The organism is Enterobacter sp. RHBSTW-00318 (assembly GCF_014101375.1).
In the GTDB taxonomy this organism is placed as follows: Bacteria; Pseudomonadota; Gammaproteobacteria; order Enterobacterales; family Enterobacteriaceae; genus Enterobacter; species Enterobacter ludwigii.
This window is the reverse complement of sequence record NZ_JABXQH010000001.1, coordinates 5,198,217-5,221,643: the sequence shown is the minus strand read 5'-3', so window position 1 is coordinate 5,221,643 and position 23,427 is coordinate 5,198,217. Positions and strand designations below refer to the sequence as shown.

The window sequence follows — 23,427 nt, the reverse complement described above, 5'->3', positions numbered from 1 at the left end:
GCTGGAGATCCCGGATGCATAGCAAACCGTCCAGACGACCTTTCTCACTCGCTCTGCGGCTGACCTTTTTTATCAGCCTGTCCACAATACTGGCGTTTATCGCCTTCACCTGGTTTATGCTGCATTCTGTTGAAAAGCATTTTGCCGAGCAGGATGTCAGCGATCTGCAACAAATCAGCACCACACTGAGCCGTATACTCCAGTCCCCGGCAGATCCGGATGAAAAAAAAGTAAGCAAAATAAAGGAATCGATCGCCAGCTACCGCAACGTTGCCCTTTTGCTCCTCAATCCCCGGGGTGAGGTGCTGTACAGCTCTGCGCAGGGGGCAGCACTACGCCCGGCCGTGAATTCAGCCGATTTTAGCGAGCACAGCCGCGCACGGGATGTCTTTCTCTGGACGGTGGAGGATACTGCGAGAGCGATGGATACCGGGTCCGGAATGAAGATGGAAACGTACCGGATTATCGCCTCCTCTGGCCAGGCGACATTTCAGGGCAAACAGCAGAACTATGTCATGCTGACTGGCCTCTCCATTAATTTCCATCTCCATTACCTCGATGCGCTGAAAAAAAATCTGATTGCGATTGCCGTCGTGATAAGCCTGCTGATTGTTCTGATCATTCGCATTGCTGTCCGTCAGGGGCACCTGCCCCTTCGTAATGTCAGCAATGCCATTAAAAACATCACCTCCGAGAATCTTGATGCGCGGCTGGAACCGACACGCGTTCCCATTGAGCTGGAGCAGCTGGTTATCTCGTTCAATCATATGATTGGAAAGATTGAGGATGTTTTTACCCGCCAGGCCAATTTCTCTGCCGATATCGCGCACGAGATCAGAACACCCATCACCAATCTGGTGACGCAGACTGAAATCGCTCTGAGTCAGGATCGAACGCAGAAGGAACTTGAGGATGTCCTCTATTCCAGCCTTGAAGAGTATAACCGGATGACCAAAATGGTCAGCGACATGCTGTTCCTGGCACAGGCGGACAATAATCAGCTGATACCTGACAGGGTTCGGTTTGACCTCAGAGCAGAAGTCATGAAAGTCTTCGAGTTTTTCGAAGCCTGGGCCGAAGAACGCAATATTATGCTCAAATTTAACGGGATGCCCTGCCTGGTTGAGGGAGATCCACAAATGTTCAGAAGAGCGATCAATAATCTGTTATCCAACGCCCTGCGTTATACCCCAGAGGGACAGGCAATCACCGTCTCAATAAGAGAGCAGGAGAGCTTTTTTGACCTTGTGATTGAAAATCCAGGGAAACCAATCCCTGAAGAGCATTTATCAAGGTTGTTTGACCGTTTTTATCGGGTGGATCCGTCCAGACAACGAAAAGGAGAAGGCAGCGGCATCGGCCTTGCGATTGTGAAGTCAATCGTGGAAGCACATCACGGAAGAGTGCAGGTGGAATCGGACGTACACTCAACGCGTTTTATCTTATCCGTGCCCAGACTGGAGAAAATGATTCCGGACACCCAGTGCTGGGAATAAAGATTTAAATGACAAAGATGTCATTAGCCTGTCATGCAGCAAACAGAAGCCATTCGATATAATTAGTGCAACTTATCAGGAAGGCTGGATTGCTTTATCAATATCCGGCGTCAGTGGACGCCAGGAAATGAATATCCAGTCCCCTCCCGGAGAAATAAACACTTCCGAACCTGTTTCAGTTATGGAACTGAAAACACCGGTTGTACTCCCCCGGACATCACTAATTAAGAAATGGAGAGTTATCATGAAAAATATCGTATTAGCATCCTTGCTGGGCTTTGGCTTAATTTCTTCGGCCTGGGCCACTGAAACCGTGAATATCCATGAGCGGGTCAACAATGCACAGGCACCTGCTCACCAGATGCAGTCTGCTGCGGCTCCTGTCGGGATCCAGGGGACTGCACCTCGTATGGCCGGTATGGACCAGCATGAACAGGCCATTATTGCTCATGAAACCATGACGAACGGGTCGGCGGATGCGCACCAGAAAATGGTGGAAAGTCATCAGAGGATGATGGGAAGTCAGACCGTTTCCCCTACCGGGCCGTCGAAGTCATTAGCGGCAATGAATGAGCATGAAAGAGCTGCAGTTGCCCATGAATTTATGAATAACGGTCAGTCTGGCCCACATCAGGCCATGGCCGAAGCGCATCGTCGCATGCTCAGTGCAGGCTGACGGCGAGGGAAGTATCTGTGCTGTCCTTATTTCCTTGATAGATTTTTCCGTAACCGGATATATGGCAACATCTTTGCCCCCTACAGGGGGCATTTTTATCAGATTCTGCTACAGTTAACGGGCATCAACGCTAAAAGGATATTTTTTATGAAAGCCAGAAACACTTTATTTGCAGTATTAATGTTATCCCTGCCAGCGATTTCAGCAGAACATTCAGAAATGAAAATGACTGATATGTCTACCTCGGCTTCGTCACAGGAATATATGGCTGGCATGAAAGACATGCATGACAAAATGATGGCTGCCGTAAATGAGCCCGATCCCGACAAGGCTTTTGCGAAAGGCATGGTAGCGCACCATGAAGGGGCAATAGCAATGGCTGAGACCGAGCTCAAATACGGAAAAGATCCGAAAATGAGAAAGCTCGCGCAGGACATCATTAAAGCTCAAAAAGGTGAAATTGAGCAGATGAATAAATGGCTTGATAGTCAAAAGTAAACATTGTAGAAATGTCACGACAAGCGTGATTTTACATCGTTCCTGGGCGCGGGAGTCGGTTAATCTTTATATAATTCAAACCCGATTAATTGCGGGTTTTTACTACTCTGTACTCCGGTCCTTTGTTGAGGACCGGAATATATGCACCTGAGATGCTTTTTTAATACATTATCTCGTCATGGATACAATGTCGCTCAGGATCTCAACCAGCTCGCTTCTCTCCTGCGTTCCGTCATGATAGGTTGATCTTGAGATGATTCTTTCTGATGTCATCTGAGGCCAGAATTTATCTAGTACATTATCGGGTTTCATTCCCACAGCCCGGCCGATTATTTTTTTAGCGTCACAGGTGTCCGTAAACGTGACGGCTACACCAGTAATTTCCTCGATAAGATCCGGGCACAGATAGTTTTCTATCTCACGTTTGCGCGTAGCGAAAAATACCTTACCGGCCTCCTCTACTTCTTTTTTACGCTTCTGGATGGACAGAACCTGTGCAGGGTCTCCCCCAATATCGGAGTCCAGAAATACGCACCAGGGAAGCCCCAGATCTTTGGCCAGATTCAATGTAACCCAGTGTTTGACGCTACCACACCCTCCTATGAGGACTGGCACTATTTTCACGTCCTCCAGAGAGGCTGGCAGCGCACCTGACTGTTTTAATGAACTGGCCGCATGCCTCAGGAAAGTAACATCCGACTTTCCCTCTACCAGAACAATCCCCTGCGCCCTTTCCATACCGGTCTCTGGCAGCACCCCCAGGCTTTCAGTGGCTTCCTTCAGCACTGCGTCATCCGGCATTTTTACTACGGGTTCACCCGCCTCATTTCGGGTAACATAACGTACGCCTTCGACAGGGATTAATCCGGCCAGCGCCGGGACATGGGTGGTGACGATAATCTGACGGTGCGGCTGGCCTGCCAGTGCCAGTAACGCTTTCATCAGCATCATCTGATAGTTCGGATGCTGTGACGTTTCAGGCTCCTCTATGGCATAAATCACATTTCTGGGCGTCCCCGCGACATTCTTTTCAGCCTCAGCCCGAAAAAAATTCAACAGGATAAGCCTCCTTATCCCGCTGCCGCGCTTATTGATGGGGATGCCATTTTCCCCGTCCAGGGTGAAATTGAAGGTCCACTTGGGTTTCTCCTTAAATCGTGGAGTCAGTTCACTGGCGAGTTCGGGGGCCATTTCACGTAATTTATCCAGCGTTCTCTGTGCGACATCCAGGGCGCTGTCCTGAATCTCATTTTCCAGCGCTGTAATTTTGTCCTGCAGCGCAGCCTGAGCGTCTTTTACGGCCTGCTGTAAGGGGTTTTTAGCTTCGGAATCCCCGTCGCTGCTTTCCCTGTCGGCTTTGAAAATCGCATACGTGGGCAGCAAATCGAGGATCTTACCCCATAATGATTTTGTGTCGGTTCCGAACTCTTTATCGACATCCAGCATAATTTCCGAACAGGTATAGGGGGCTGCGGCTTCCCTGATGGCCTGACGCCATAACGATGCAGTGCGTTTATCCGCCACATTTTTTTCAACTTCTTTTCCCACCGCCTTGAGCTCAGAAATTTTCATGCCCAGTAAATTTCTCAGGGGCTCCTCATCCGGGTGGATGCAGCGGATGCAGGTCTGCTCCGGTTTTCCTGAGGTCGTTGCTTTAAACGTTTTGACGATTTCAAAATTGCCGTCCTCATTCAGCAGATGTTCTGAGGCGAGCGTGGTCTGCACCCTGTCGTCGATCATGATAAAATCGGGCAGGTCATCAAATTCACAGGCTATTTCAAAACGGCCGTCCCCTTCTCTTAGGCTGAAACAGTTCATGTCATTCTTGTCAGCCTTCATTCCTTCTGTTTCAAAAAAAATAGCCAGCGCTTCCAGAAGCGTTGATTTCCCAAAGTCATTACGACCGACAATACCCGTCATGCTTTCATCAATAATGATTTCAGTAGAGTTTCTGTAGCCTCTGAAGTTTTTCAGTTTTAATTTTCTGAGCCGCATATGAAGTCCTGTGTGTAAGAAAGCGTTTTGCTGCAACCTGAATACAAAATATATTTTCAAATGCCTGCCAACAAGCAGGGATAACCGTTATTCAGAATATCTTAACGACATTTCGGGATTATGATCTGGTCGCGCTTTCAGAACTTTACTGCCCCTCAAAACACCGGAAACGAACTTGTGGTTGGTTACATGGCAAAGTTAAAACTCCAGAATCACGGGTAATGATTTCAATGCTTATTATATTTTTTGGAATTGACTCATGAGCTTTATAATTTAAATGATAATAATAACCATTCTTTTATGCGTAATATTTGCTACTGACACTGATGAATTTAAAAGAAGATAGATTTTCATTTACGGATTATTTCCTAAATTCATCGATAATGTGATCGACATAAAATTTTCACTGAAGAATGAAGAGATAATTTAAGGCCGAGCGAAATAGCTCAAAATGGTGTATTTAACATAACAGAAGAAATGAAAGGCTCTATCGCAACCTGATACTTCAGGCCGCTAAGGGGTTAATCTTGTTGAAGAAAAATTAGACCGGGAAGCGCCAGGCGTCACCATTTCTCCCGCCTGGCTGGAAGTGAAGAATAATTGTGCATAGCTCCGTATTCGGGCTTTGCATCTGACAATGGTTCCCTGGATGAAAGTACGATCTCCACTCCAAGGACGCTGAACACCCTAAACAAACGCTCAAAACCCGCACTTGCAGGGTTGGCCTCTAGTCGGGCATAAGTTTGCTGTGTTATACCCAAACGTTCAGAAACATCTTTTTGCGTCAGTCCATTGGCTTTGCGAAAGCCGATTAAAACAGGACGTAACTGATTCAAAGTCTTCAAAGCGTATTGAGTGTTCATAAGTGACCTTCCGTATCGACGGGTTAACAAGCATAACGCAGGGATTTACAGCATATAGGCTGTAATGCTCATTAACAGACTATAGGCTGTAGTACGAATCTTGCCAAGATGCGGCATCTTTCAAATACAAGGCCGTATTGGGTAAGCAGTACACCGTTATATAGCACCCCTTGCCCCTTTGCTGGAGAGGGACCCACGTGATCGCAGGTCTTTTAGACGTTGTTGCTAACCGGCATCATACACAGGTGGTAACCCCCAGGGAAACTCTATGAGTGATAATTTATTCCTGCCCCAGTCAAAATATAAAACCTTATCTAACTAGCTTTCTTAGTATTTTATAAATGAAGTGAAATTAGCGAAGAAGTTTTACATTGTAAAGTGAGCAAAAATATTTACCATTCAACTGGCAAAATTTACAATCTGCAGCCCTTAGCCTGAGAAAATGCACATTAACAGAATAATTATCAAGTCCGATAGAGGCATAACTTACGTCCTCAAAAATATCAGAAATAAATGAGTTGAAATTACAAAAATTAACTTCACTTAACATCTTGAACACCGCAGAAATATATCTATCATGCATTATCTTGACTTCGATAACCTTAGATAAACTTGAATGCGACTTACATTTGAAGAGATCAAAGAGAAAGTAAATCAGCATATTTTTATTGTCCGAAATCCATTTTAAAATTTTATTACGTGCACATGGTAATATATACACTGGATTTTTGAAAGGGTTTGAAACGTCAACCACAAGGGAACAATAACCATGAGGATTTATTCCACTTATAATTAAGTCACTAAGTCCTTTCACTGCATTCAAATAGTTATCAAAACAAACCTCATATAAACTGGTACTATGAACTGCACATTTAGATTCAAACAACCATCTATGACGCAGATAACCAATGCCTTTAGAGTGTATATCTTCAACAATACATTTGTGACAGTAACGAATGTTTGAGATGTTTACCAATGGATATGAATTAGTTATGTGAAAATTTTTCCGACAGGCATCTTCAACAGCGTTAAAATACCCGTAAACACCAGAAGATAACGACACTATATTGGAAGTTAGTATATAACCATTTCTAGTGGCAAGAATGTCATATATATCCTGCAAGCTATGCAATTTGTACATATCAATCAGTTCGAAACGAGGAAAGGCATCGTACCTTAGTGCGCCATGCTTTGATATTATGTTCCTGCAATTGGATAAGTTATACATTATCTGTGAACGCAGAAGAAAACTGTGCCACAATTCATTTTCGTAAACCATATAACTCCCTCTTATTTAATTAGTTCCATTTTTCTGAGAAGTATCATTGTCATTGGTAGTTTATCTCTGTATTTCAAAAGCCAGCCATGCCCTCCCAGTAAAGCATCTAGACTTGTAAGTGACATCGAGTACTGCCCCTGAGATAAAACATCATTTATTAATGATGATGAGATAATATCTCTCTCGCTCCAGTCTACTCTTTTATTTTTATAGCATCGTATTGTTTTAGGAAGACAGGAATTAAGCCAGTCACATTCATGTTTATTTAGCCAATAGAAACTTGCATAACAACTTTCTTTGACTAACTTTCGTGTTATAGAAACGGATTGATTATGTATAAATCTTAATATTTTCTGCTTATGACGCCGTCTTAAAGAATCTTTTTTACATTTTTTACGCCATGAGCATAAACCGTAACAAGATGAAATTACAGAGGATACAGCTCCTTCCGATAATGAGTTTTTCTCAGCTATGGATGCCAGACTAAACCCCCTTACAGCCATAGACTTGATAAGCAATTCAGTGAATATATTAATTTTTGTGTTTCGCTTAAACGCCCTCAGGTATTTTTTATAAATAAGTGTTTTAATGTAACATCTGCTGCGACTAAATTCCTTCCCAAGGTTGCTAACACTAGTATTATTTTCAACTATATGAAAACTGTATTTCTTATGACTTTTAAAGATTTCTTTCTTTTTATTAGTACGACTTCCTGCATACGTTGGCCAGCAAGTATTTAACAAACAATAACAAAGCAAAAGATGCTTTGTGGGATGCTGACAACATTTGTCTTTGAGTATAGGCTCCCAGTAATGATAATCAGTTAGGGATGTTGGTATAAGTCCCGATGAACCCTCCCCAAATAACTGGCACTTAGCATAAACATGTGCGTAGAATACATTTTTCTTTAAATTTCCATCCAATGATAATAAATTCAACTTTTTAAGTACATCCATGTAATTGGGGTGTGTAATATCTTTTCTTCTGATTATATTTAGGGACTCATAACAAAACTTAGCAAAATCGAAGTCTATCTCATTGCTAAGTTGTTCTGTATACGAAACAGGAGGCATCAGTCCAATACGTATGTGCGGTGAAGAAGGGACATGGATGCTTTCAAGCGCTACCGGATGCCGATGGCAGGTTGTAACCCCATGAAGCTGATGCGCCAGATGCCAATAAGTAACACCATAATGAAAAGTATCTTCACGAGCGCAAACCGGGCAAAACTTCAATAGTGTGCGCTGCCCTAGTGAAAAATTACTAAGGCGGCACAATCGATTAAGCCTGGCAGGGGTCGTGTTGAAATCCATAATTTCATTACGACTGATTGGTAGTGCCCAGGCAAAAAGAGGGAGTAAAGTCTGTTCATGCCAGAGCTGATCTGCACTTTCGGATGTATGAAGAGAAATAGCCTTTAATCCTGAATTGAGAATTGGATGGACGTTCATATCAGGTTTGTTGGAAATGATCGTTAACAGAGAAGATGGGGACATACCGTACACGGTAGTTGTCCGACAAAACCGGCTGAACAAGGATTCATCAGGCAAAACAGGCAACATTCTCATTTCCCACACCTCTCTTTGACCGTTACGAACTGTTACCTCATTACAATTTATTAAGTGGATCTATATTTATAAGCCCGCAACGCTGAAGAGCATCGTAGGTATTTTTCTTTTCAGCTGTTCTGTTGATAACAAGATCGTGGTCAAGAGACAGTATTTTCTCGTCGAAATTGCGCAAAACCTCGTCTATTTTTCCTACGAATTCCTTGTGCTGTGGCCTGTCTATATCCCCAGGGATCAAAGACTTTAGGGACTTCTCTGCCATGATTTTAGCCGAAGCATCACCCTCATTAGATGCAGAGAGCCATTTAGCTTCCTCATCTTCAGTCGCGGCCCCCGGGAGTGGAGTATCCTTATATTCCTCCGTATGACTCACGAGTACCGGTACAGAGGCCGACAAGACTGCGCCAGTGATGATTTCATTACCGCTACCGATAACCTTTAATTGTGCCCCCCGATAAATCATCTGAGCCAATCCAATATTGCCTTTAGATAAAATGAATAATTTTTCGTTTAACTCATCATTTAATGGAGTTTCAACATTTGTCCATTGTAATGGCCATAAATAATGAATAAACGATTGCCAGTCTTGTGAATCGTATCTAACATTCTTAATTTTCATGTAACCACCAGACTCTGCCCGCCTGGCAATTCTCATTTTCTTTGTCAGCGTCTCGTCAAAAGGATGATTTCCACAAAAAACCATAGATACCCCCATGGAATCTACAATTTCATGTAAAAAATCAATCAACTTACTCTCACCCCCGGTTCTTGAAAATTTAAGCCTCTGCATTTCATCAATAACAAGGATACCCAAAAATGATGATTTAATTCTTTGTGCAATCTGGCGAGCCAGAGCACCATTTCTAATCTCAGGTGTAGTTCGTTCAATACCAATTGCATCATCTAATTTTTGTAAAATCTCTTCACAAAGGTCTCTCACACTTGAATTGTATGGACAATTAATCTTTACCCATACAATTTGCTTACTGAAGCCGGGAAAAACTCCTTTATAGCTGCTGTGTTCTATAATCTGAGGGAAATGATCCATGACTTGCTCAATCATGGTAGTTTTTCCAGAACCACTCATTCCAACTATCGTAATAGTTTCAGCCTGGGATTTAAAATATCCACTTTCTGGCTCAATATCAGGACGCTCATTTCCATAGTAATGAAGATATTGAATTGTTCCGCTTTTTAAAGGATTACGAGCTGCATAGCTTTCCCTAAGTGCCCGTAAGATCATCTTATAAGCCTGGATAAGATTGGTTTGAGGGCAACGGAATTTCTTTATACGTTCGACATACTGCTCTCTAACATTCGCCGGGGCAGTCCAGCGGATTTTTTCGTCAATTTCGGGGAAATAACTCATTTCCAGAAGTACTTCATCTTCCGTAAGCGCTTCAGGAAGTGCTTCAATTAAGGGATTGCCACGATACTCAGGTAACTCCTGTTCTTTATATATCGCTGAAACGCGCCGTATAAGGTTCATTATTCTGCGTCCTCAGTCTTCTTCTTACCTTTTAACCATCTTTGTTTCTCCTCCCGGCCAGGCAAAAGCAGAACATTACTGGATGAAGGAAGTAGGGGTTCAGATCTTCCATTAGCAACATGAGTTCGCCCTAATGAATCAAGTTCATTTTTCCTGTTCTTTTTAATATCTTTACCATGTACCCGGCGAGATTCGTATATTTCATTTAATCTTTCGTTACCTTTCCTGTTAAATTCATCTTTATTATTGATATTGCTGAGCGAATCCAGAGTAAATAAATTAATTTCTTTTTGAGTATCTACCCAATCAGCCATTACATCTGTATCAAGATGAGCTTTCCCTTTAAATACATCTCTTTTCTTAAGTAGGTAATGTTTTTTGAAAATGCTATTTTTGTCAAATCTTACATATATATAATCTACGCAATTGTCATCTATTCTTGCTTCACAAGTGGTTCTTCCAAATACTCTGACACCTGATGCAATTTCAGGATCACATTCATAAAAAAGATTATTGTACTGAATCCCACCGGCGGTAATGTTAGCGTTCACAGGGATTAACAATCGTGCGATCACTTCGTCGGCCCCAACGGCTCTTGCGCTGAATCTCCCGTGCTTTAAGCTTATCATCCAACTATTTTTTGGTGATATTACGAGATCATTTTCAATCAGTAAGGGATTGATATAAGCCAGTTCCTCATACGTTCTCTGATTATGTGCAAGTATCTCCTGAATCAGTAAAGACGTGACCTCCTGAATCGTTAAACAAGCCCTAGATTGCGGTGTTGGCTCTCCTTTAACAATCTTTCCCCTTCGTGTTGTTCCAATAAGCCTATGAATAACCTCATCATTCAGAATGCCGAAACAGCGTTCAACAATGCTTTTTCTGTCGCCTCTACCGACTGGCGCAAACTCAAGTTTTGTCAGGGGGGTCATCTCTTCCTGAGGTTTAAGACCAATCATCTCCCCGTTGTCACACATCAATGTTAATGGAATGTGAGAACAAGGCCAATCATCATCAGTAATAGAGATTCCAAATAATCTACAATATTCTTTTTTTGGCATAAAGCAATTTGCTAACGCTTGTCGGGCGGCTCGCCATGAAGCATGGTATAAAGAAACATGAAGGCCAACAATCATTCTTGTTGCACGATCCACCACTGTATAAATAGTAGGACGCCCAATGACTTTTCGTCTGTTTAAACTCGAAATAAGATGTACATCAGCGACAGTTGAGTCTATTTCGAAAACATCACCCGGCAAAACAGTTGTATTAGCCACACTACCTAAAAGCGCCCGCATTTTGAGGTCTATTTCTTTTTTCGTGTTCTTCTTATTTATCGAGAAATCTTTAGTGAAGAGTTTTTTATTCCAGTATGAAAATTGTTTTAAAGAAGGAACATATGGAGCTCTATTTTCTAGGTTTGCTGTTTTAATTTCATCCCTAAAATACAAATCAATATGTCTCTCTAATGTTTTCTTTATCGTATCTCCGTTAACTTTATAATGATACGTAATGAGAGATTTTCTAATATTATTTATATCTCTTTCATTAAGAATGAAAACACGTGATCGTTCATTAGGTAATGCTCTGTTTTTTTTGGAATTCCCAAGTTTAATTTCATGTTTGATTCTACTTTTCCCAGCGGCGCCACAGTTCGAGAATGCGGGTAGCAATGCATAAATATCCTGCCCATGTCGCCAATACAACGCCAGAAGCGTTCTGATAGTATATTGTGATATTTTTTTATTTCTGGAGTAATCCATTAAAAGGTGCGACTTTTTATGTAATGCATAGTCGAACAGAAACATTCTGTCATCTACAAGATCTTTAATGATATTGTAATTTTCATCTCGCCTTCCTCTGTCTTTATCTGTTATTTCTTTCTCATCTACTAACATATATGAAGGATATATATAATCTTTACAAGTTATGCTATTTGATTCAATATAATATTTAAACATTGAAAATGAGAAAGGGATTGGCTTACCCGTTCTTTCTGATTTTATTTTAAACAAAATTAACAAATCGACCTTTCTGTCAAAATCCAAAACACGGTAAAGTCCCTCTGCAAGCAAATCAGTGCCTTGAGAGAGCCAGACTGAATTCCTAATAATATCCATTTGCGTTCAGTCCTATATAGTGGTCATTGGAAATTATCTTTATCAGACCGGTTTCGAGTATTGGATATGATAAATCAACATTTATCATTTTTAATCCAATCATTGCCTGCAATAACATCATCGCTTCTTGTGCATCTACCCCAAAGGTTGATGAAATCATTGCACGTAGTCCTACTATGGGATAAACATCTGGTTTAAGCTTCCATAGGATTTTATCAAGAGGATATTTATCATAAAATTCAGAACCATCTCTTAATACAGAAGTAGCCCAGCAAATGTTTTTACCGACGACGTTATTGAGTTCCGAGCCAACATAAATTTGAAACTCAACATCAATCAACTGCCAAAACATCCTCTCTATTTCAAGTTTTTGGGCTTCGCGTTCAGGTATGCTCTCGTTATGTTTTACTGCTATAGCTTTGTATCGAAGTCCGCCTTCAGGAGTTCTCAAGGTCAGTAAAAAATCGGTTGTCATAACATTCAGAACTTCGACAGGTACTCCTCTTACTCCCCTCACCATAGGATGTTGAAAATGTAGATGATTTGCTATTTGTTGGGTAAGCCGGAGAGGAAAGAGTGGGAATTGTTCCCGGATATCAATCACCGAGTCATTAAACTCAGCCAGATAGAAAAAGTTACTTTCGACAGAAGAAAGGAGATGATGGTTTCGAAACGTCTTAAGGCCAAAGACTATCGAACGGTTTCCACGGGATTTAACGTCCTGAGCTCTAAGCCAGGGCTGATAACTTTGGCCATAGCCCACTCCTATGCCGTCACCTAGCGCATTTTCATAATCCAAATAGGATTTGAGACGCCTACCCCTAGCCATGATCGTACCCTAAAAACGACATTGATACGTACCTATATGTGCATTTTATAGTCTCCAACCCTATAACCACACATTCAGTAAGTATACAACATTAGCGTCGTTTTTTGAGAATGGTTACAACTTTAGTGCTTTGTGTACAACTTTATTGTCCTCGGACACCTCAGCGTTGATTGCGCGCACTCTGACGCCCGTTCGTACAGTCACGCCATTACTGGCCAGCGCCTGATTGATGATCTCACAGGCATCCTCGCCCATCGCCTGACCAATTTTGTTCGAACTGTCCACAATAATAACCTGCAAATGGTGCTCCGAACCCAAGAGGTCTCTGAGGCGTTCCGGCATTTCAGTGGCGGTCTCAAGCCCGGTCAGGCCCCCACCGGCGACAACAACAGTATTTCGTGCGGGAGAATAAGGCTCTGAAGCTAACGACATGAGGTGTTGCTCCAGTTCATGAGCAGCATTCAATGAGTTCACATCAAAACTGTATTCCGTGATCCCCGGCAGTTCTGGGTGAAATGCCTGGCTTCCGGTGGCCAGTACAAAACTGTCAAAATTAACCGAGGTTTCGCCACTCTCTTTTTTTACCGAGATAGTTTTATTTTCTGCGTCAATATCGGTGACATAACCGGCAATATAGTGCACACCCGCAGCCTTAAGAACATGCAGAATAGAGGGTGCCATATTTTCAAGTACGGCTTCATACAATCTTGGACGAATGGTTAATGCGGGTTCCGGAGAAACCAAAAAAATCTCAATCCGATCATTTGCCTTTTCCATATGTACCAGCCTTGCTGCTGAAATGGCGGCCCACATACCTGCAAAACCCGAACCGGCAATAATAATACGTTTTTTCATAGCGATACCTGTTAACAGCGGATGATGAAAATGTCGTTACCGCACCAAGAGTAGTGAAAGTCAAACCTGCCTGCTCTAGCAAAATTGATGTGCTTTAATCAAATTTGATGTTTTTTTATCAGCGCTGCGCGCGCCGCTAAATTTGCCCCATCCCGCCATCGACAGACAGGTCGATACCCGAAATAAAACTGCTTTCATCCGATGCAAGAAACAGCGCTGCCGCGGCAACCTCGTCAGGCTTGCCTAATCGACCTAACGGAATACGACTTGCGATGCTGGCGTCAAAAACCTCGCGATCGCTCTGGGAAACGCCCATTTTACTGATAATCGGTGTGGCGACGGGTCCTGGGCTCAGACAATTCACGCGGATCCCACGGCCTTTAAGGTCGGTCGTCCAGCTGCGGGCAAAAGATCGCAGCGCGGCTTTTGAGGCGGCATAGATAGTGTGTCCATCGAACCCTTTATAATGCGCAATGGAGGACGTTAATATTATCGAGCCACCGTCGGACATTAACGGGAGGGCCTGTTGCACGGCGAAAAATGTCCCTTTTACGTTGATATCAAACTGGGTATTAAAATCATCTTCGGTGGAGACCGGGAAATCGGAAAGCACAATAACGCCAGCATTTGCAAACATCACATCCAGCTTGCCGTACTTTTCGTTAATAATGCGAAAGAGGTTTTCATGGCTTCGTATGTCACCGTTATCGTGTTGTATTGACAGTGCATTATCGTCACCGAGCTCATTCATCGCCTGCTGCAGGGTTTCTGCATTCCTGCCAGTGATAATCACCTTTGCACCTTCTTCAATAAACCGTTTGGCCGTGGCCAGCCCGATACCGCTACTGCCACCGGTAATTAACGCGACTTTATTGTCTAACTGTTTCATGATGATGTTTCCTGTTATTACTGCTCAGACAGAGCGATCACTCGTAGGCGTGAATACGCGTGGCAAGTGTATTTCTGCGTTCATTAAGTAATTCGATAAGCGTGTCCAGAGCCCGAAGTTTTTCTCTGTGCTGCGCCAGACACTGGATAAACCGCGCATCATCCATGTCGCTTACCTGAGAAAACTTTTCCAGCTCTGCAATCTGTCGGGTACTGAATCCACATTTTAAAAGCGAGGTTATCCATCTCACTTTCTCAACGTCTTTCGCGTCGTAATTCCGATAACCGTTGTCCAACCGCTGAGAAACAATCAGTCCTTTAGCTTCATAATGTCTTAGCACTCGGGTGCTGACGCCAGTGAGCGCCGCCAGTTCAGATGGTCGCATACCTTTCTCCTCGTCATAGATGCACTCTACAACATTGACACTAGTGTCAATGTAAAGAGCATAGCGTTAGCTGAAATGTAAGCAGATATTTCCTGTGACAGGCAAAATTAACTCCACCAACGAAGATTGCAGCAATCTTGATTTTGCCTTGACCGTTTATTGATTAACGGTCGGGATAATCAGCCTGTTCAGACAGAACTGCCCGGCGCTGACAGCGCCCTCTGATGAGATTGCAAGGAGAAACAATAATGGGCTTCAGACATTCGCTTTTTGGATGGGAACGTTCAAACTTCACGCATTACCAGGCGGCTTATTATAAGTACGGCGGCAGTGTTAATACTCACCCCGACATTATCAATTTCTTTATGCAGAAGAAGGAAAAAGATTTCGCATTCTGGCATTACCAACGCGATGGCGAGGTCACCGCAGCGTACTTTACCAGTGATGAAAATACCTTCGGCCTGAATGTCTGGCGCGATTACCCGGTATCTTATGATGAAATTATTATCCCCATGGCTGCCGATCAAAAAATCGTTCTGCCAGTAAAAACAAACCGGCTGTCTTCATCGCTGCGTGGGAATATAATAAATGCCACTTATGCTTTTCGTGAAAAACGTAAGGTTTGCCTGATTAAAACGTCTTTCTCAGGTAAAACGGTGAAAAAAAGAAATGGCGAGTTAAAAAAAATGCTGGCTACGGGCGGAGAATGCATCCCGCTCAGAGAGATGTCACCGGCGGATATTGCTGATATTTACGTGCATCTTTTCAGGCTGCGTTTTGCTGACAGCGTCAGATGCTATAACAGGAAAAATATCACTGAACTGTTAACCGCCCTGCCACATATGGTCACCGGCAATGTACTTTTCTTTGAAGGTGCCCCCGTTGCGATAGATCTCGTACTGTGTGCCCGTAGTGAAAAAAGCCTGTATTTTGATGTTCCTAACGGAGGGATTGACCCGTCGATCACCGCATTCAGCCCAGGAAGTCTGCTCATGTGGAAAAATATTGTTGATGCACGAGAAGTGTGTCGCAATGAAAATAAGGCAATGCAATTTTCAATCGGATTGTACGATAAAAAATGGGACTATAAACTGCTTTGGGCCGAAACCCGGCCTACAGGTAAATCACTGGTTCTTTGAACTGTATTCGCCGCCCTGCCCTCAACAATTATTTATCTCCTTTCGGCGCATCCAATAAAATAATAATGATAATCTGAAATATGACAATCACCGGTGCGATGTACAGTAAAAAACATCCACATCGTACCATTTTACGAAAGGCAGAAAGCAGAGAGAGAAGTAATTCAGGTGACATGGTAAACCCCCGTTTACCATGTATTTAAACTCAATTTTTACAAGATTCAGTTCACCCTTTGTTAAGGAACCGTCAATGCTGTTCCTTTTCGCTTAGCGGTATCGTCATCGTGAACGATAGCCCTCCGCTGGCATTCCGTTCTGCAAAGACAGTACCGCGATGCGCCTCGCATATCGCTCGGGCAATAGAGAGCCCAAGCCCGGATCCACCGGTATGTCGTGAACGGGACTGCTCCTCACGCACAAACGGTGAAAATATGGTTTCAAGCAGTGCGTCCGGGACTGCCGGACCGTTGTCGCGGAAAATAACGGATATCTTTTTATCGCTGACATGATAACGAATATCCAGGATGCCCCCTTCCGCAGCGTAACGCAGCGCATTGTCCATCAGGATCAAAAAGACCTGGCCTATCCGGTACGGATCAACCCGACAGGTCACAGATTCCCCCTCATGGTAGATAATGTTCACTCCCACCCTTTGGGCTGAAGGCATCGTCCATGCCACTTTCTCACGGATTATCTGGTCCAGGCTGGTTGATACCAGGCTCAAATTCAGCTGGTTGGCATCAGCCAGTTTTAACAGATGCAGATCGTCAACCAGTCTGTTTAAATCATTCATCTGCTGCATAATCATGTTCAACTGGGCCTGACTGGGTTCAAATACGCCATCCATAATGCCCTGCAGGCGACCAATGGCAGCCGTCAGCGGCGAGCGCAATTCATGTGCCATGATCACATGCGATTTTTTCAAATCTTTCTCGTAGCGTTCCAGCTGCATCGACATCCCGTTAAAGTTCTCGCTGAGGCTACGCAATTCAAGCGGCAGATTGTCCGGCACGGGCACGCGGGTCCCAAACCCGCCTTCAGCAACAGACCGTGCCGCACCGGCAAGCCGGCTAATATGATGGGAAATGGGTCGCGCTGTTTTCAGCGTAAGCATAAAAATAATCGGTATGAATATCAGAACCAGGATGCCAAGAATCACCCAGTCCTTAATCCCCATCGTCGGATCTGAGTAGGACAGCCCATACCAGGTGTCGATAATTTCATGATAGCGGTTGATGTTCTGTTCAGGGTGCTTGCTCAGAACTGAGAGTTCAGCCCTGACGGCCTCTGGCATCCGATAGGCGTGCCATTTGTTTTCAACAAAAAATCGCACCCACATAAAAAAGGCGATAAGAATAATACTTCCGACTGCCAGAGATATCAGCCGCTTGCATATCCAGTTCCACAGCGTACTCGGTTCGCCTCGTGGAGATAACGTAAACTTTTTCATGCATTTGCAAATCGGTAACCGATCCCTCTTACGTTTATCAGCAAATCAGTCTGCCCCGCTGACTCGAGTTTTTTTCGCAAGTTATAGATATGCGTGTCCACAACGCGCTCCAGGGCTTCACTTTCTGGGAGACACGCTTCAAGAAGCGCCTGACGGGTGAAAGCCTTATTCGGTGACTTAAGAAATGTCATCAGCAGCAGCAGTTCCGTCGGCGTTAAATCCAGCGCTGTCCGTTGCCCGTTCTCGCTCTCAACGCTTACCGTCATGGACTCTGTATCTGCCTGCAGTCCCCGGTACTCAATAAGCGTGCTGCTGCGCTCGCCGGAATAACGACGGAGTACAGCATGGACTCTGGCGACCACCTCACCCGGGTTATAGGGCTTCACCACATAGTCATCCGCGCCAAATCGCAGGGCACTGATTTTGTCGCTGCCGTCGCGGATGGCGGTGATCATAATCACGGGAATGTCACTGCGCCGGCGCAGGGCCAGCAGAACATCGTTCCCGCTCATGCCGGGTAACATCACATCCAGTAAAATAATGTCGGGCTTCCAGCTGAATGCCAGTTCGAGCCCCCGGTTACCACTGCTGGCCGAAGAGGTCTGAAACTGATCGCGCTTAAGGTAAGCCTCAAGCACATTCGCGGCATCCAAATCGTCTTCAATAATTAAAACACGTTTCACATTCGCACCTTGATGGAATCTTGATTAAATCTTGCAGGAATATTGATTGACCGCCCGCATACTCCGCAATTCATAGATATAAGCATAATTCATTCAGGAAGTTTTATGAAGGAAATAAAAATTGCCTTAGTAACACTCATCGCAGCATCGTTCGCTTCACAGGCATCATCAGATAAAAAAGCATCTTATGTCACGATTGGCGTAGGTTCACAATATGCGCCTGAATATACCGGCTCGAATAAATATGATGTCAATACGCTGCCGTATTTCGGATGGACTTACGATGACTGGTCCGTCAATACTGACAAAGGTATCGTCTATTCCCATCAGTTCAGTAATGGCGTTTACCTGGGGCAAGCTCTGGGGTATTCCCTTGGCCGCACGGATAGCGGAAACGCCTGGCTTCAGGAAGGCTCTGATAAACTTAAAGGTATGGGTAAGATTAATACCGTAATGAATACCACCACCACGGCAGGATGGTGGATGGCACCCTGGATAGGCTTTGAGGGAAATATTACGGCACCGCTGACTGAAAGCCAGGGAATGCAATATAAAATTAAACTTAATGTCGTTTTTTTTGCTAACGATACAGATACTCTGCTAATCAGTACCGAAAGAAAATACGGCGACGCACGGTATAATAATACCTGGTTTGGGGTGAATGAAAATCAAAGTACCCATTCCGGATATAGGCCTTTCAACGCGGGTAGCGGATTAAACAGTGTGAATTACGATATTAACTGGCAACACACATTTAATGATAACTGGTCCGGCTATGCGGATTTAGGGTATATCACGCTTGCAGACCGTGTAAGCAGCAGCCCCATTGTGCAAAAGGATGAATATCTTCTCTTTACCGTCGGGGCATTTTATACATTCTGATGCAGGATATCGATTATCTGGTGCTCTGACTGCCAGATAACCTGGTTTACTGCGTTTTAAGCTTATTAATAAACCAGCGTCCGGCTGGCCCTGGAGGATATTGCGTCATATGTACCGCATGCATGGAAAAACCAGGGCCAACATCGGGCTGCATCTCCAGGTTCAGGATAACCAGTCTGCCATTAGCAATATCATCCTCAACCATAGGCAAAGGCATATAACCCCAACCGAGGCCCGCACGCAAGAATGCATGTTTTGCCCCCATGTCACCCAAACGCCACGTCTTAGCCGACATCACGCCAAAGTTGCGACCCGCCGTGAGTGATGAGCGGTCAGCCAATACAAGCTGCACAGCGTTCTCCATAACCGGCCGAAGAATTGGGCCAGCCATTTTAGCCAAAGGATGATCGGGTGAGACCACAGCCACGGCAGGAACACTGAGCAGGAACTCAGAGGCACACCCGGTCGGAACATCCGGTAGCGAGCCGATAATCGCGACCCGACAGCTGCCGGCCAGCAATGGCTGAAGTACCGCGCCCAGCGCCTCAACATAAAGACGCAACGGTGTGCCGGGAAAGGCCAGATGAAATTCCTTCACGACTGCGGTCAGGATCTCTATCGGAAACATCACATCCACAGACACGGCGAGTTCGGGTTCCAGGCCTTCTGCCAGGATACGCGCCTTAGCCTTAAACGCGTCCATTCCGGCAAGCGTATGGCGTGCGGCCTCCAGTAAGGCTGCCCCCGCCTCCGTCAGTTTCGGGTAACGTCCCGTTCGCTCAAATAAAGGAAAGCCTACCTGAGATTCCAGATTTGCCAGCGTACCGCTAACGACGGACTGCGCCCGGCGAAGTTTGCGACCTGCGGCCGAGAAACTGCCTTCATCAACTGCAGCAATGAAAGTACGCAGTTGATCAATCGACATACCATCCAGCATGTATCGCCCCTTTAGATGTATACCATCTAATTATATAGGCTACACAGATAGATCGGTGAGCACTATTCTCCTTTCATGTTCTCAAGCAACGTAGCCAAACACATCAACGCATCTGTTCATTTAAGGAAACAAATTATGAAAACAAATACTGTCGGCATTATTGGTGCAGGCGCCATCGGACAAGCTTTTGCCCACCAGCTGGTCAACGCAGGCATGAATGTCATCCTCAGTAACAGTCGTGGCCCGGACAGCCTGGCTGAAGTGATTGAGGCATTGGGCGACAAAGCTCGCGCCGGAACGGTACAACAGGCTGCCGAAGCCGAAATCGTTTTTATAAGTACCAACTGGAACAGAACCGAGGCCGCATTAAGTGGGTTGAACTGGGAGGGTCGTATTCTGATTGACGCGACTAACCCGGTACTTTTGCCGGGCTACACCCTTGCAGATCTGGGGGGTAAAAATTCATCCCAGCGCGTTTCAGAGTGGGCAGCGGGAGCCCGAGTCGTCAAAGCCTTCAACACGCTTCTGGCAAACGTTCTTGCGCAAGATCCGTCCCAATCTGGCGGGCGCCGCGTGGTCTTTATGTCCGGCGACCACGCTGATGCAAAAGCGGACGTTGAGGAATTAGCCACCCGAATGGGCTTCGCCAGTATAGACTTAGGGAGTCTTGAGATTGGGGGATATCTGCAACAATTCCCGGGTGGTCCCCTTCCCGCGCTAAACCTTGTGAAACTGGCTTAAGAGACGTTATTGACGAATATGGCTCAACGTACTTCCGCTGAATCATTCGAAGCGTACATTCCGGGCGAATTGCTCAAGGAACATCGGGCACAATCTTCCCGGGATGTCTTCATTCAAATTCTGGCGCGTCGACAGAGGCAGGACAACGTTATTATCCCGGCCGTGCCAGAGCCTTTTATTGTCTGGATACTCTCTGGACGGGCCGTCGTTGCAGAACGGCCTCTGGGCGGAGAGTGGTCAGAAAACCACGTTACCGCAGGTGATTTTTTTCTCACGACCGACACCTCTCCGACAGAGATGAGATGGCAAGCCGAGCCAGACAGCCCTTTCATCGTTATGCACGTCTATATTGGTGTGTCCATGATGCAGGGTATTGAGCTGCGGGAAGTGTCGGGCGAACGCGATGAAACACTGTCAGCCCTGCTGGAACTTATGCGCGCAGAGCTTTATTTTCAGCACCCACCCAGTGGACCTTACATCCAGGGTATCGCTCAAGCCCTTGCCGTACATCTCTCCCGTGCTTACCGGACATCGGCAAAGCGACACCACGGCGGGTTGCAGGCATATAAATTACACCGGGTATTTAAGGCGATGCATGAAGAGCTGGCTCACCCCTTTGACTTAGCACGTCTGGCTGGCCTTGCCGAGCTTAGCGAATTCCATTTCAGCCGGGTCTTTAAACAGTCTACCGGGCTTTCGCCTTCCCATTATTTTATCCGCTTGCGAATGGAAGCGGCGCGCCGCCTGTTGTCCGAGACAGAGGATTCGATGATCAGCATTGCCCTGACCGTGGGCTACAACAGCCCCAGCCATTTTGCTGCCATATTCCGCAAGCACACCGGTATTTCGCCCTCCCAATATCGCCACGAAAATATGCGTAGCAAAACACCGACAGTGTGAGCAAACCACCGCGCGAAGAGTGTGCCTTTTGCAGACATGATTGACCCGAACTTCAGATGTTCTTTGCTGAAGCGCTGAAACAAACGCATAAGAGGATCAATCATGGAACTCAACGGTAAATCAGCCATCGTGACCGGTGCATCAAGCGGTATCGGCGCAGCCACCGCCATTAAATTGGCCAGAGAGGGGGTCAAAGTGGGACTCGCGGCCCGCCGCCGGGATCGTCTCAAGGCGCTGGTGTCAGAAATCAAGACCTTCGGCGGAGAAGCCATTGCGCTGGAAATGGATGTGACTGACCAGGCGTCAGTCTTCGACGGCGTGAAGAAACTGCACGACGCCTATGGCCACATTGATATCGCCTTCAACAATGCCGGACTCATGCCCATTTCAGACATCGCCAGTCTCAAACTGGAGGAGTGGCATCGTATGGTTGATGTCAATATTAAGGGCTTAATGAACACGGTTGCCGCGGTACTCCCTGTGATGCAAGCGCAAAAGTCAGGGCATATCATCAATACGTCCTCGATTGCGGGCAGAAAAACGTTCGCTGGACTCGGGGTATATTGCGCGACGAAACATGCGGTAGCCGCATTTTCAGATGTATTACGCATGGAGCTTTCGTCTCAATACAATATTCGCGTAACCTCACTTCAGCCAGGCGCGGTTGAAAGTGAATTATTCGAGCACATTACTGACGAAAACTACCGTGCACAGATGGAAAACCTGAAGGAACACATGACGTTCCTGAAGTCAGAGGATATTGCTGATTCCATCCTTTATGTGCTGCGCGCGCCGGACCATGTCGACGTGGCAGAATTGTTCATCATGCCCACAGAGCAGCAGTGGTAAGTTTGTCATGCGGGCCAAACCGGTTGTCTGGCCCGCGTTATGACCTTTTCAATACACATACAATTTTCACCCTGCACCCTGTGACGCGACAAAAAAAAGCTGCCTTACAGGCAGCTTTCGTGGTGAATATGCGTTAGCCAGTTCAGTTCGCAGACGCGGTAGGTCGAATCGTGATTTCTGTTGTATCAACATTTTTTGGTGCTTCAATCACTTGCCGAACAGCGCGGGCAATATCAGCCGGCTGGAGTGCAATGGAACGGTATACCTCCATTGCCGCCTGCGTTTCCGGATGAGTAATGGTCGAGGCAAGTTCGCTTTCCACCACACCGGGGTTGACGCAGGTGACACGGATGCTGGCGCTTTCCTGTCGCAAGCCATCTGAAATCGCCCGAACGGCGAACTTTGTGGCGCAATAGACGGCGGCTGTCGGCACCACAGAAAGAGCACCGATAGAGCCAATATTGATTATCTGACCGGAGCCCTGCGCTTCCATGGTGGGAAGCACGGCGCCAATCCCCCATAGTACGCCCTTGATATTCACATCAATGGTACGTTCCCATTCATCATATCTACCCGCTGCCAGCGGAGAAAGGGGCATTATTCCCGCGTTGTTGATCAGAACGTCAATACGCCCCCACGTAGTCAGTGCCGCCTGCACGAAATCAGACATCGACTGGCGATTTGTGACATCCAGCTCGCAGGCTTCAGCATGCCCGCCTGTACTGCGGATTTCTGCAGCGATAGCTTCTATACGATCTTTCCTGCGTGCCCCAAGTAATAACTTCGCGCCTGCATTGCCAAGCTCTCGTGCAATACCCTCTCCGATACCGCTGGATGCACCGGTGATCAAGATGACTTTATCCATGATTTACTCCTTCAGTTGAGTTCAGAGGGATAATAG

General features: G+C 45.5%; 22 protein-coding genes. 8 read left to right on the top strand and 14 right to left on the bottom strand.

Annotated features, from left to right (window positions below; genetic code table 11):
- Nucleotides 1–14 precede the first annotated feature (14 nt).
- The 3 genes from silS (at nucleotide 15) to HV157_RS25700 (ending at nucleotide 2,670) form a co-directional block, all read left to right on the top strand.
- Complete coding sequence (gene silS / locus HV157_RS25710; RefSeq protein ID WP_000555733.1) at nucleotides 15–1,496, top strand: copper/silver sensor histidine kinase SilS; 1,482 nt, start codon at nucleotides 15–17, stop codon at nucleotides 1,494–1,496.
- A gap of 244 nt (nucleotides 1,497–1,740) precedes the next feature.
- A complete protein-coding gene (gene silE / locus HV157_RS25705) occupies nucleotides 1,741–2,172 on the top strand; it encodes a silver-binding protein SilE (RefSeq protein WP_000790485.1) in 432 nt (143 codons plus the stop codon).
- Nucleotides 2,173–2,319: 147 nt separating this feature from the next.
- A complete protein-coding gene (locus HV157_RS25700; protein WP_001549799.1) occupies nucleotides 2,320–2,670 on the top strand; it encodes a DUF305 domain-containing protein in 351 nt (116 codons plus the stop codon).
- 168 nt (nucleotides 2,671–2,838) lie between these two features.
- Here HV157_RS25700 and HV157_RS25695 read toward each other — a convergent pair whose 3' ends face one another.
- The 10 genes from HV157_RS25695 to HV157_RS25650 form a co-directional block, all read right to left on the bottom strand.
- The gene (locus HV157_RS25695) at nucleotides 2,839–4,665 is read right to left on the bottom strand and encodes an AAA family ATPase (protein WP_001549800.1); all 1,827 of its coding nucleotides are present in this window, start codon (nucleotides 4,663–4,665) and stop codon (nucleotides 2,839–2,841) included.
- 563 nt (nucleotides 4,666–5,228) lie between these two features.
- Nucleotides 5,229–5,528, bottom strand: coding sequence for a helix-turn-helix transcriptional regulator (locus HV157_RS25690; protein WP_001097216.1), 300 nt, complete (start codon nucleotides 5,526–5,528; stop codon nucleotides 5,229–5,231).
- Nucleotides 5,529–5,880: 352 nt separating this feature from the next.
- On the bottom strand, nucleotides 5,881–6,807 hold the full coding sequence (locus tag HV157_RS25685; RefSeq protein WP_032231523.1) for a hypothetical protein: 927 nt from the start codon (nucleotides 6,805–6,807) through the stop codon (nucleotides 5,881–5,883).
- Between the two features lie 11 nt (nucleotides 6,808–6,818).
- Nucleotides 6,819–8,375, bottom strand: a complete 1,557-nt coding sequence (locus HV157_RS25680) for a TnsD family Tn7-like transposition protein (protein ID WP_164954902.1) — start codon at nucleotides 8,373–8,375, stop codon at nucleotides 6,819–6,821.
- A gap of 40 nt (nucleotides 8,376–8,415) precedes the next feature.
- Nucleotides 8,416–9,864, bottom strand: coding sequence for an ATP-binding protein (locus HV157_RS25675; protein WP_001049180.1), 1,449 nt, complete (start codon nucleotides 9,862–9,864; stop codon nucleotides 8,416–8,418).
- Nucleotides 9,864–11,987, bottom strand: coding sequence for a transposase (locus tag HV157_RS25670; protein ID WP_182268700.1), 2,124 nt, complete (start codon nucleotides 11,985–11,987; stop codon nucleotides 9,864–9,866). Before HV157_RS25670 ends, HV157_RS25675 begins: the two co-directional genes overlap by 1 nt.
- Complete coding sequence (locus HV157_RS25665; RefSeq protein WP_182268699.1) at nucleotides 11,974–12,816, bottom strand: TnsA endonuclease N-terminal domain-containing protein; 843 nt, start codon at nucleotides 12,814–12,816, stop codon at nucleotides 11,974–11,976. The genes HV157_RS25670 and HV157_RS25665 overlap by 14 nt, the downstream gene beginning before the upstream one ends.
- Nucleotides 12,817–12,930: 114 nt before the next feature.
- A complete protein-coding gene (locus HV157_RS25660) occupies nucleotides 12,931–13,671 on the bottom strand; it encodes an FAD-dependent oxidoreductase (RefSeq protein WP_249420803.1) in 741 nt (246 codons plus the stop codon).
- A gap of 136 nt (nucleotides 13,672–13,807) precedes the next feature.
- The gene (locus HV157_RS25655) at nucleotides 13,808–14,563 is read right to left on the bottom strand and encodes a glucose 1-dehydrogenase (protein WP_220471080.1); all 756 of its coding nucleotides are present in this window, start codon (nucleotides 14,561–14,563) and stop codon (nucleotides 13,808–13,810) included.
- A 34-nt stretch (nucleotides 14,564–14,597) separates the two neighbouring features.
- Nucleotides 14,598–14,945 (bottom strand): MerR family transcriptional regulator, encoded by a 348-nt coding sequence (locus HV157_RS25650; protein ID WP_025203954.1) that lies wholly within the window; start codon nucleotides 14,943–14,945, stop codon nucleotides 14,598–14,600.
- 248 nt (nucleotides 14,946–15,193) lie between these two features.
- On the opposite strand from HV157_RS25650, the gene HV157_RS25645 reads away from it, so the two are divergent.
- Entirely contained in the window at nucleotides 15,194–16,084 is an 891-nt protein-coding gene (locus tag HV157_RS25645; RefSeq protein WP_182378588.1) for a GNAT family N-acetyltransferase, read from the top strand.
- A 247-nt stretch (nucleotides 16,085–16,331) separates the two neighbouring features.
- On the opposite strand, the gene HV157_RS25640 is transcribed toward HV157_RS25645, so the two are convergent.
- The gene (locus HV157_RS25640; RefSeq protein ID WP_086532427.1) at nucleotides 16,332–17,534 is read right to left on the bottom strand and encodes an ATP-binding protein; all 1,203 of its coding nucleotides are present in this window, start codon (nucleotides 17,532–17,534) and stop codon (nucleotides 16,332–16,334) included.
- The gene (locus HV157_RS25635) at nucleotides 17,531–18,217 is read right to left on the bottom strand and encodes a response regulator (protein WP_020882404.1); all 687 of its coding nucleotides are present in this window, start codon (nucleotides 18,215–18,217) and stop codon (nucleotides 17,531–17,533) included. The genes HV157_RS25640 and HV157_RS25635 overlap by 4 nt, the downstream gene beginning before the upstream one ends.
- Before the next feature lie 105 nt (nucleotides 18,218–18,322).
- Here HV157_RS25635 and HV157_RS25630 point away from each other — a divergent pair, with 105 nt between their 5' ends.
- A complete protein-coding gene (locus HV157_RS25630) occupies nucleotides 18,323–19,099 on the top strand; it encodes a MipA/OmpV family protein (protein WP_182269129.1) in 777 nt (258 codons plus the stop codon).
- A gap of 46 nt (nucleotides 19,100–19,145) precedes the next feature.
- On the opposite strand, the gene HV157_RS25625 is transcribed toward HV157_RS25630, so the two are convergent.
- Nucleotides 19,146–20,036, bottom strand: a complete 891-nt coding sequence (locus HV157_RS25625; RefSeq protein WP_182269128.1) for a LysR family transcriptional regulator — start codon at nucleotides 20,034–20,036, stop codon at nucleotides 19,146–19,148.
- A gap of 75 nt (nucleotides 20,037–20,111) precedes the next feature.
- Between HV157_RS25625 and HV157_RS25620 the strand changes: the two genes are divergently transcribed.
- From HV157_RS25620 to HV157_RS25610, 3 genes are all read left to right on the top strand, one after another.
- A complete protein-coding gene (locus HV157_RS25620) occupies nucleotides 20,112–20,777 on the top strand; it encodes an NAD(P)-binding domain-containing protein (protein ID WP_182269127.1) in 666 nt (221 codons plus the stop codon).
- 18 nt (nucleotides 20,778–20,795) lie between these two features.
- A complete protein-coding gene (locus HV157_RS25615) occupies nucleotides 20,796–21,677 on the top strand; it encodes an AraC family transcriptional regulator (RefSeq protein WP_182269126.1) in 882 nt (293 codons plus the stop codon).
- Nucleotides 21,678–21,779: 102 nt separating this feature from the next.
- Nucleotides 21,780–22,526, top strand: a complete 747-nt coding sequence (locus tag HV157_RS25610) for an SDR family oxidoreductase (protein ID WP_198922398.1) — start codon at nucleotides 21,780–21,782, stop codon at nucleotides 22,524–22,526.
- A 142-nt stretch (nucleotides 22,527–22,668) separates the two neighbouring features.
- Here the strand turns inward: HV157_RS25610 and HV157_RS25605 are convergent, their stop codons facing one another.
- A complete protein-coding gene (locus HV157_RS25605) occupies nucleotides 22,669–23,391 on the bottom strand; it encodes an SDR family oxidoreductase (RefSeq protein ID WP_182269125.1) in 723 nt (240 codons plus the stop codon).
- Between the last annotated feature and the right edge of the window lie 36 nt (nucleotides 23,392–23,427).

Excerpts from the sequence above, each read along its gene's own strand:
- HV157_RS25640 (WP_086532427.1), bottom strand. The coding sequence starts at position 17,534 with ATGAAAAAGTTTACGTTATCTCCACGAGGCGAACCGAGTACGCTGTGG.
- HV157_RS25680 (WP_164954902.1), bottom strand. The coding sequence starts at position 8,375 with ATGAGAATGTTGCCTGTTTTGCCTGATGAATCCTTGTTCAGCCGGTTT.
- HV157_RS25645 (WP_182378588.1), top strand. The coding sequence starts at position 15,194 with ATGGGCTTCAGACATTCGCTTTTTGGATGGGAACGTTCAAACTTCACG.
- silE (WP_000790485.1), top strand. The coding sequence starts at position 1,741 with ATGAAAAATATCGTATTAGCATCCTTGCTGGGCTTTGGCTTAATTTCT.
- HV157_RS25660 (WP_249420803.1), bottom strand. The coding sequence starts at position 13,671 with ATGAAAAAACGTATTATTATTGCCGGTTCGGGTTTTGCAGGTATGTGG.
- HV157_RS25620 (WP_182269127.1), top strand. The coding sequence starts at position 20,112 with ATGTTCTCAAGCAACGTAGCCAAACACATCAACGCATCTGTTCATTTA.
- HV157_RS25650 (WP_025203954.1), bottom strand. The coding sequence starts at position 14,945 with ATGCGACCATCTGAACTGGCGGCGCTCACTGGCGTCAGCACCCGAGTG.
- HV157_RS25625 (WP_182269128.1), bottom strand. The coding sequence starts at position 20,036 with ATGCTGGATGGTATGTCGATTGATCAACTGCGTACTTTCATTGCTGCA.
- HV157_RS25615 (WP_182269126.1), top strand. The coding sequence starts at position 20,796 with ATGGCTCAACGTACTTCCGCTGAATCATTCGAAGCGTACATTCCGGGC.
- HV157_RS25670 (WP_182268700.1), bottom strand. The coding sequence starts at position 11,987 with ATGGATATTATTAGGAATTCAGTCTGGCTCTCTCAAGGCACTGATTTG.
- HV157_RS25665 (WP_182268699.1), bottom strand. The coding sequence starts at position 12,816 with ATGGCTAGGGGTAGGCGTCTCAAATCCTATTTGGATTATGAAAATGCG.
- HV157_RS25610 (WP_198922398.1), top strand. The coding sequence starts at position 21,780 with ATGGAACTCAACGGTAAATCAGCCATCGTGACCGGTGCATCAAGCGGT.
- HV157_RS25630 (WP_182269129.1), top strand. The coding sequence starts at position 18,323 with ATGAAGGAAATAAAAATTGCCTTAGTAACACTCATCGCAGCATCGTTC.
- HV157_RS25690 (WP_001097216.1), bottom strand. The coding sequence starts at position 5,528 with ATGAACACTCAATACGCTTTGAAGACTTTGAATCAGTTACGTCCTGTT.
- HV157_RS25700 (WP_001549799.1), top strand. The coding sequence starts at position 2,320 with ATGAAAGCCAGAAACACTTTATTTGCAGTATTAATGTTATCCCTGCCA.
- HV157_RS25605 (WP_182269125.1), bottom strand. The coding sequence starts at position 23,391 with ATGGATAAAGTCATCTTGATCACCGGTGCATCCAGCGGTATCGGAGAG.
- HV157_RS25675 (WP_001049180.1), bottom strand. The coding sequence starts at position 9,864 with ATGAACCTTATACGGCGCGTTTCAGCGATATATAAAGAACAGGAGTTA.
- HV157_RS25695 (WP_001549800.1), bottom strand. The coding sequence starts at position 4,665 with ATGCGGCTCAGAAAATTAAAACTGAAAAACTTCAGAGGCTACAGAAAC.
- silS (WP_000555733.1), top strand. The coding sequence starts at position 15 with ATGCATAGCAAACCGTCCAGACGACCTTTCTCACTCGCTCTGCGGCTG.
- HV157_RS25685 (WP_032231523.1), bottom strand. The coding sequence starts at position 6,807 with ATGGTTTACGAAAATGAATTGTGGCACAGTTTTCTTCTGCGTTCACAG.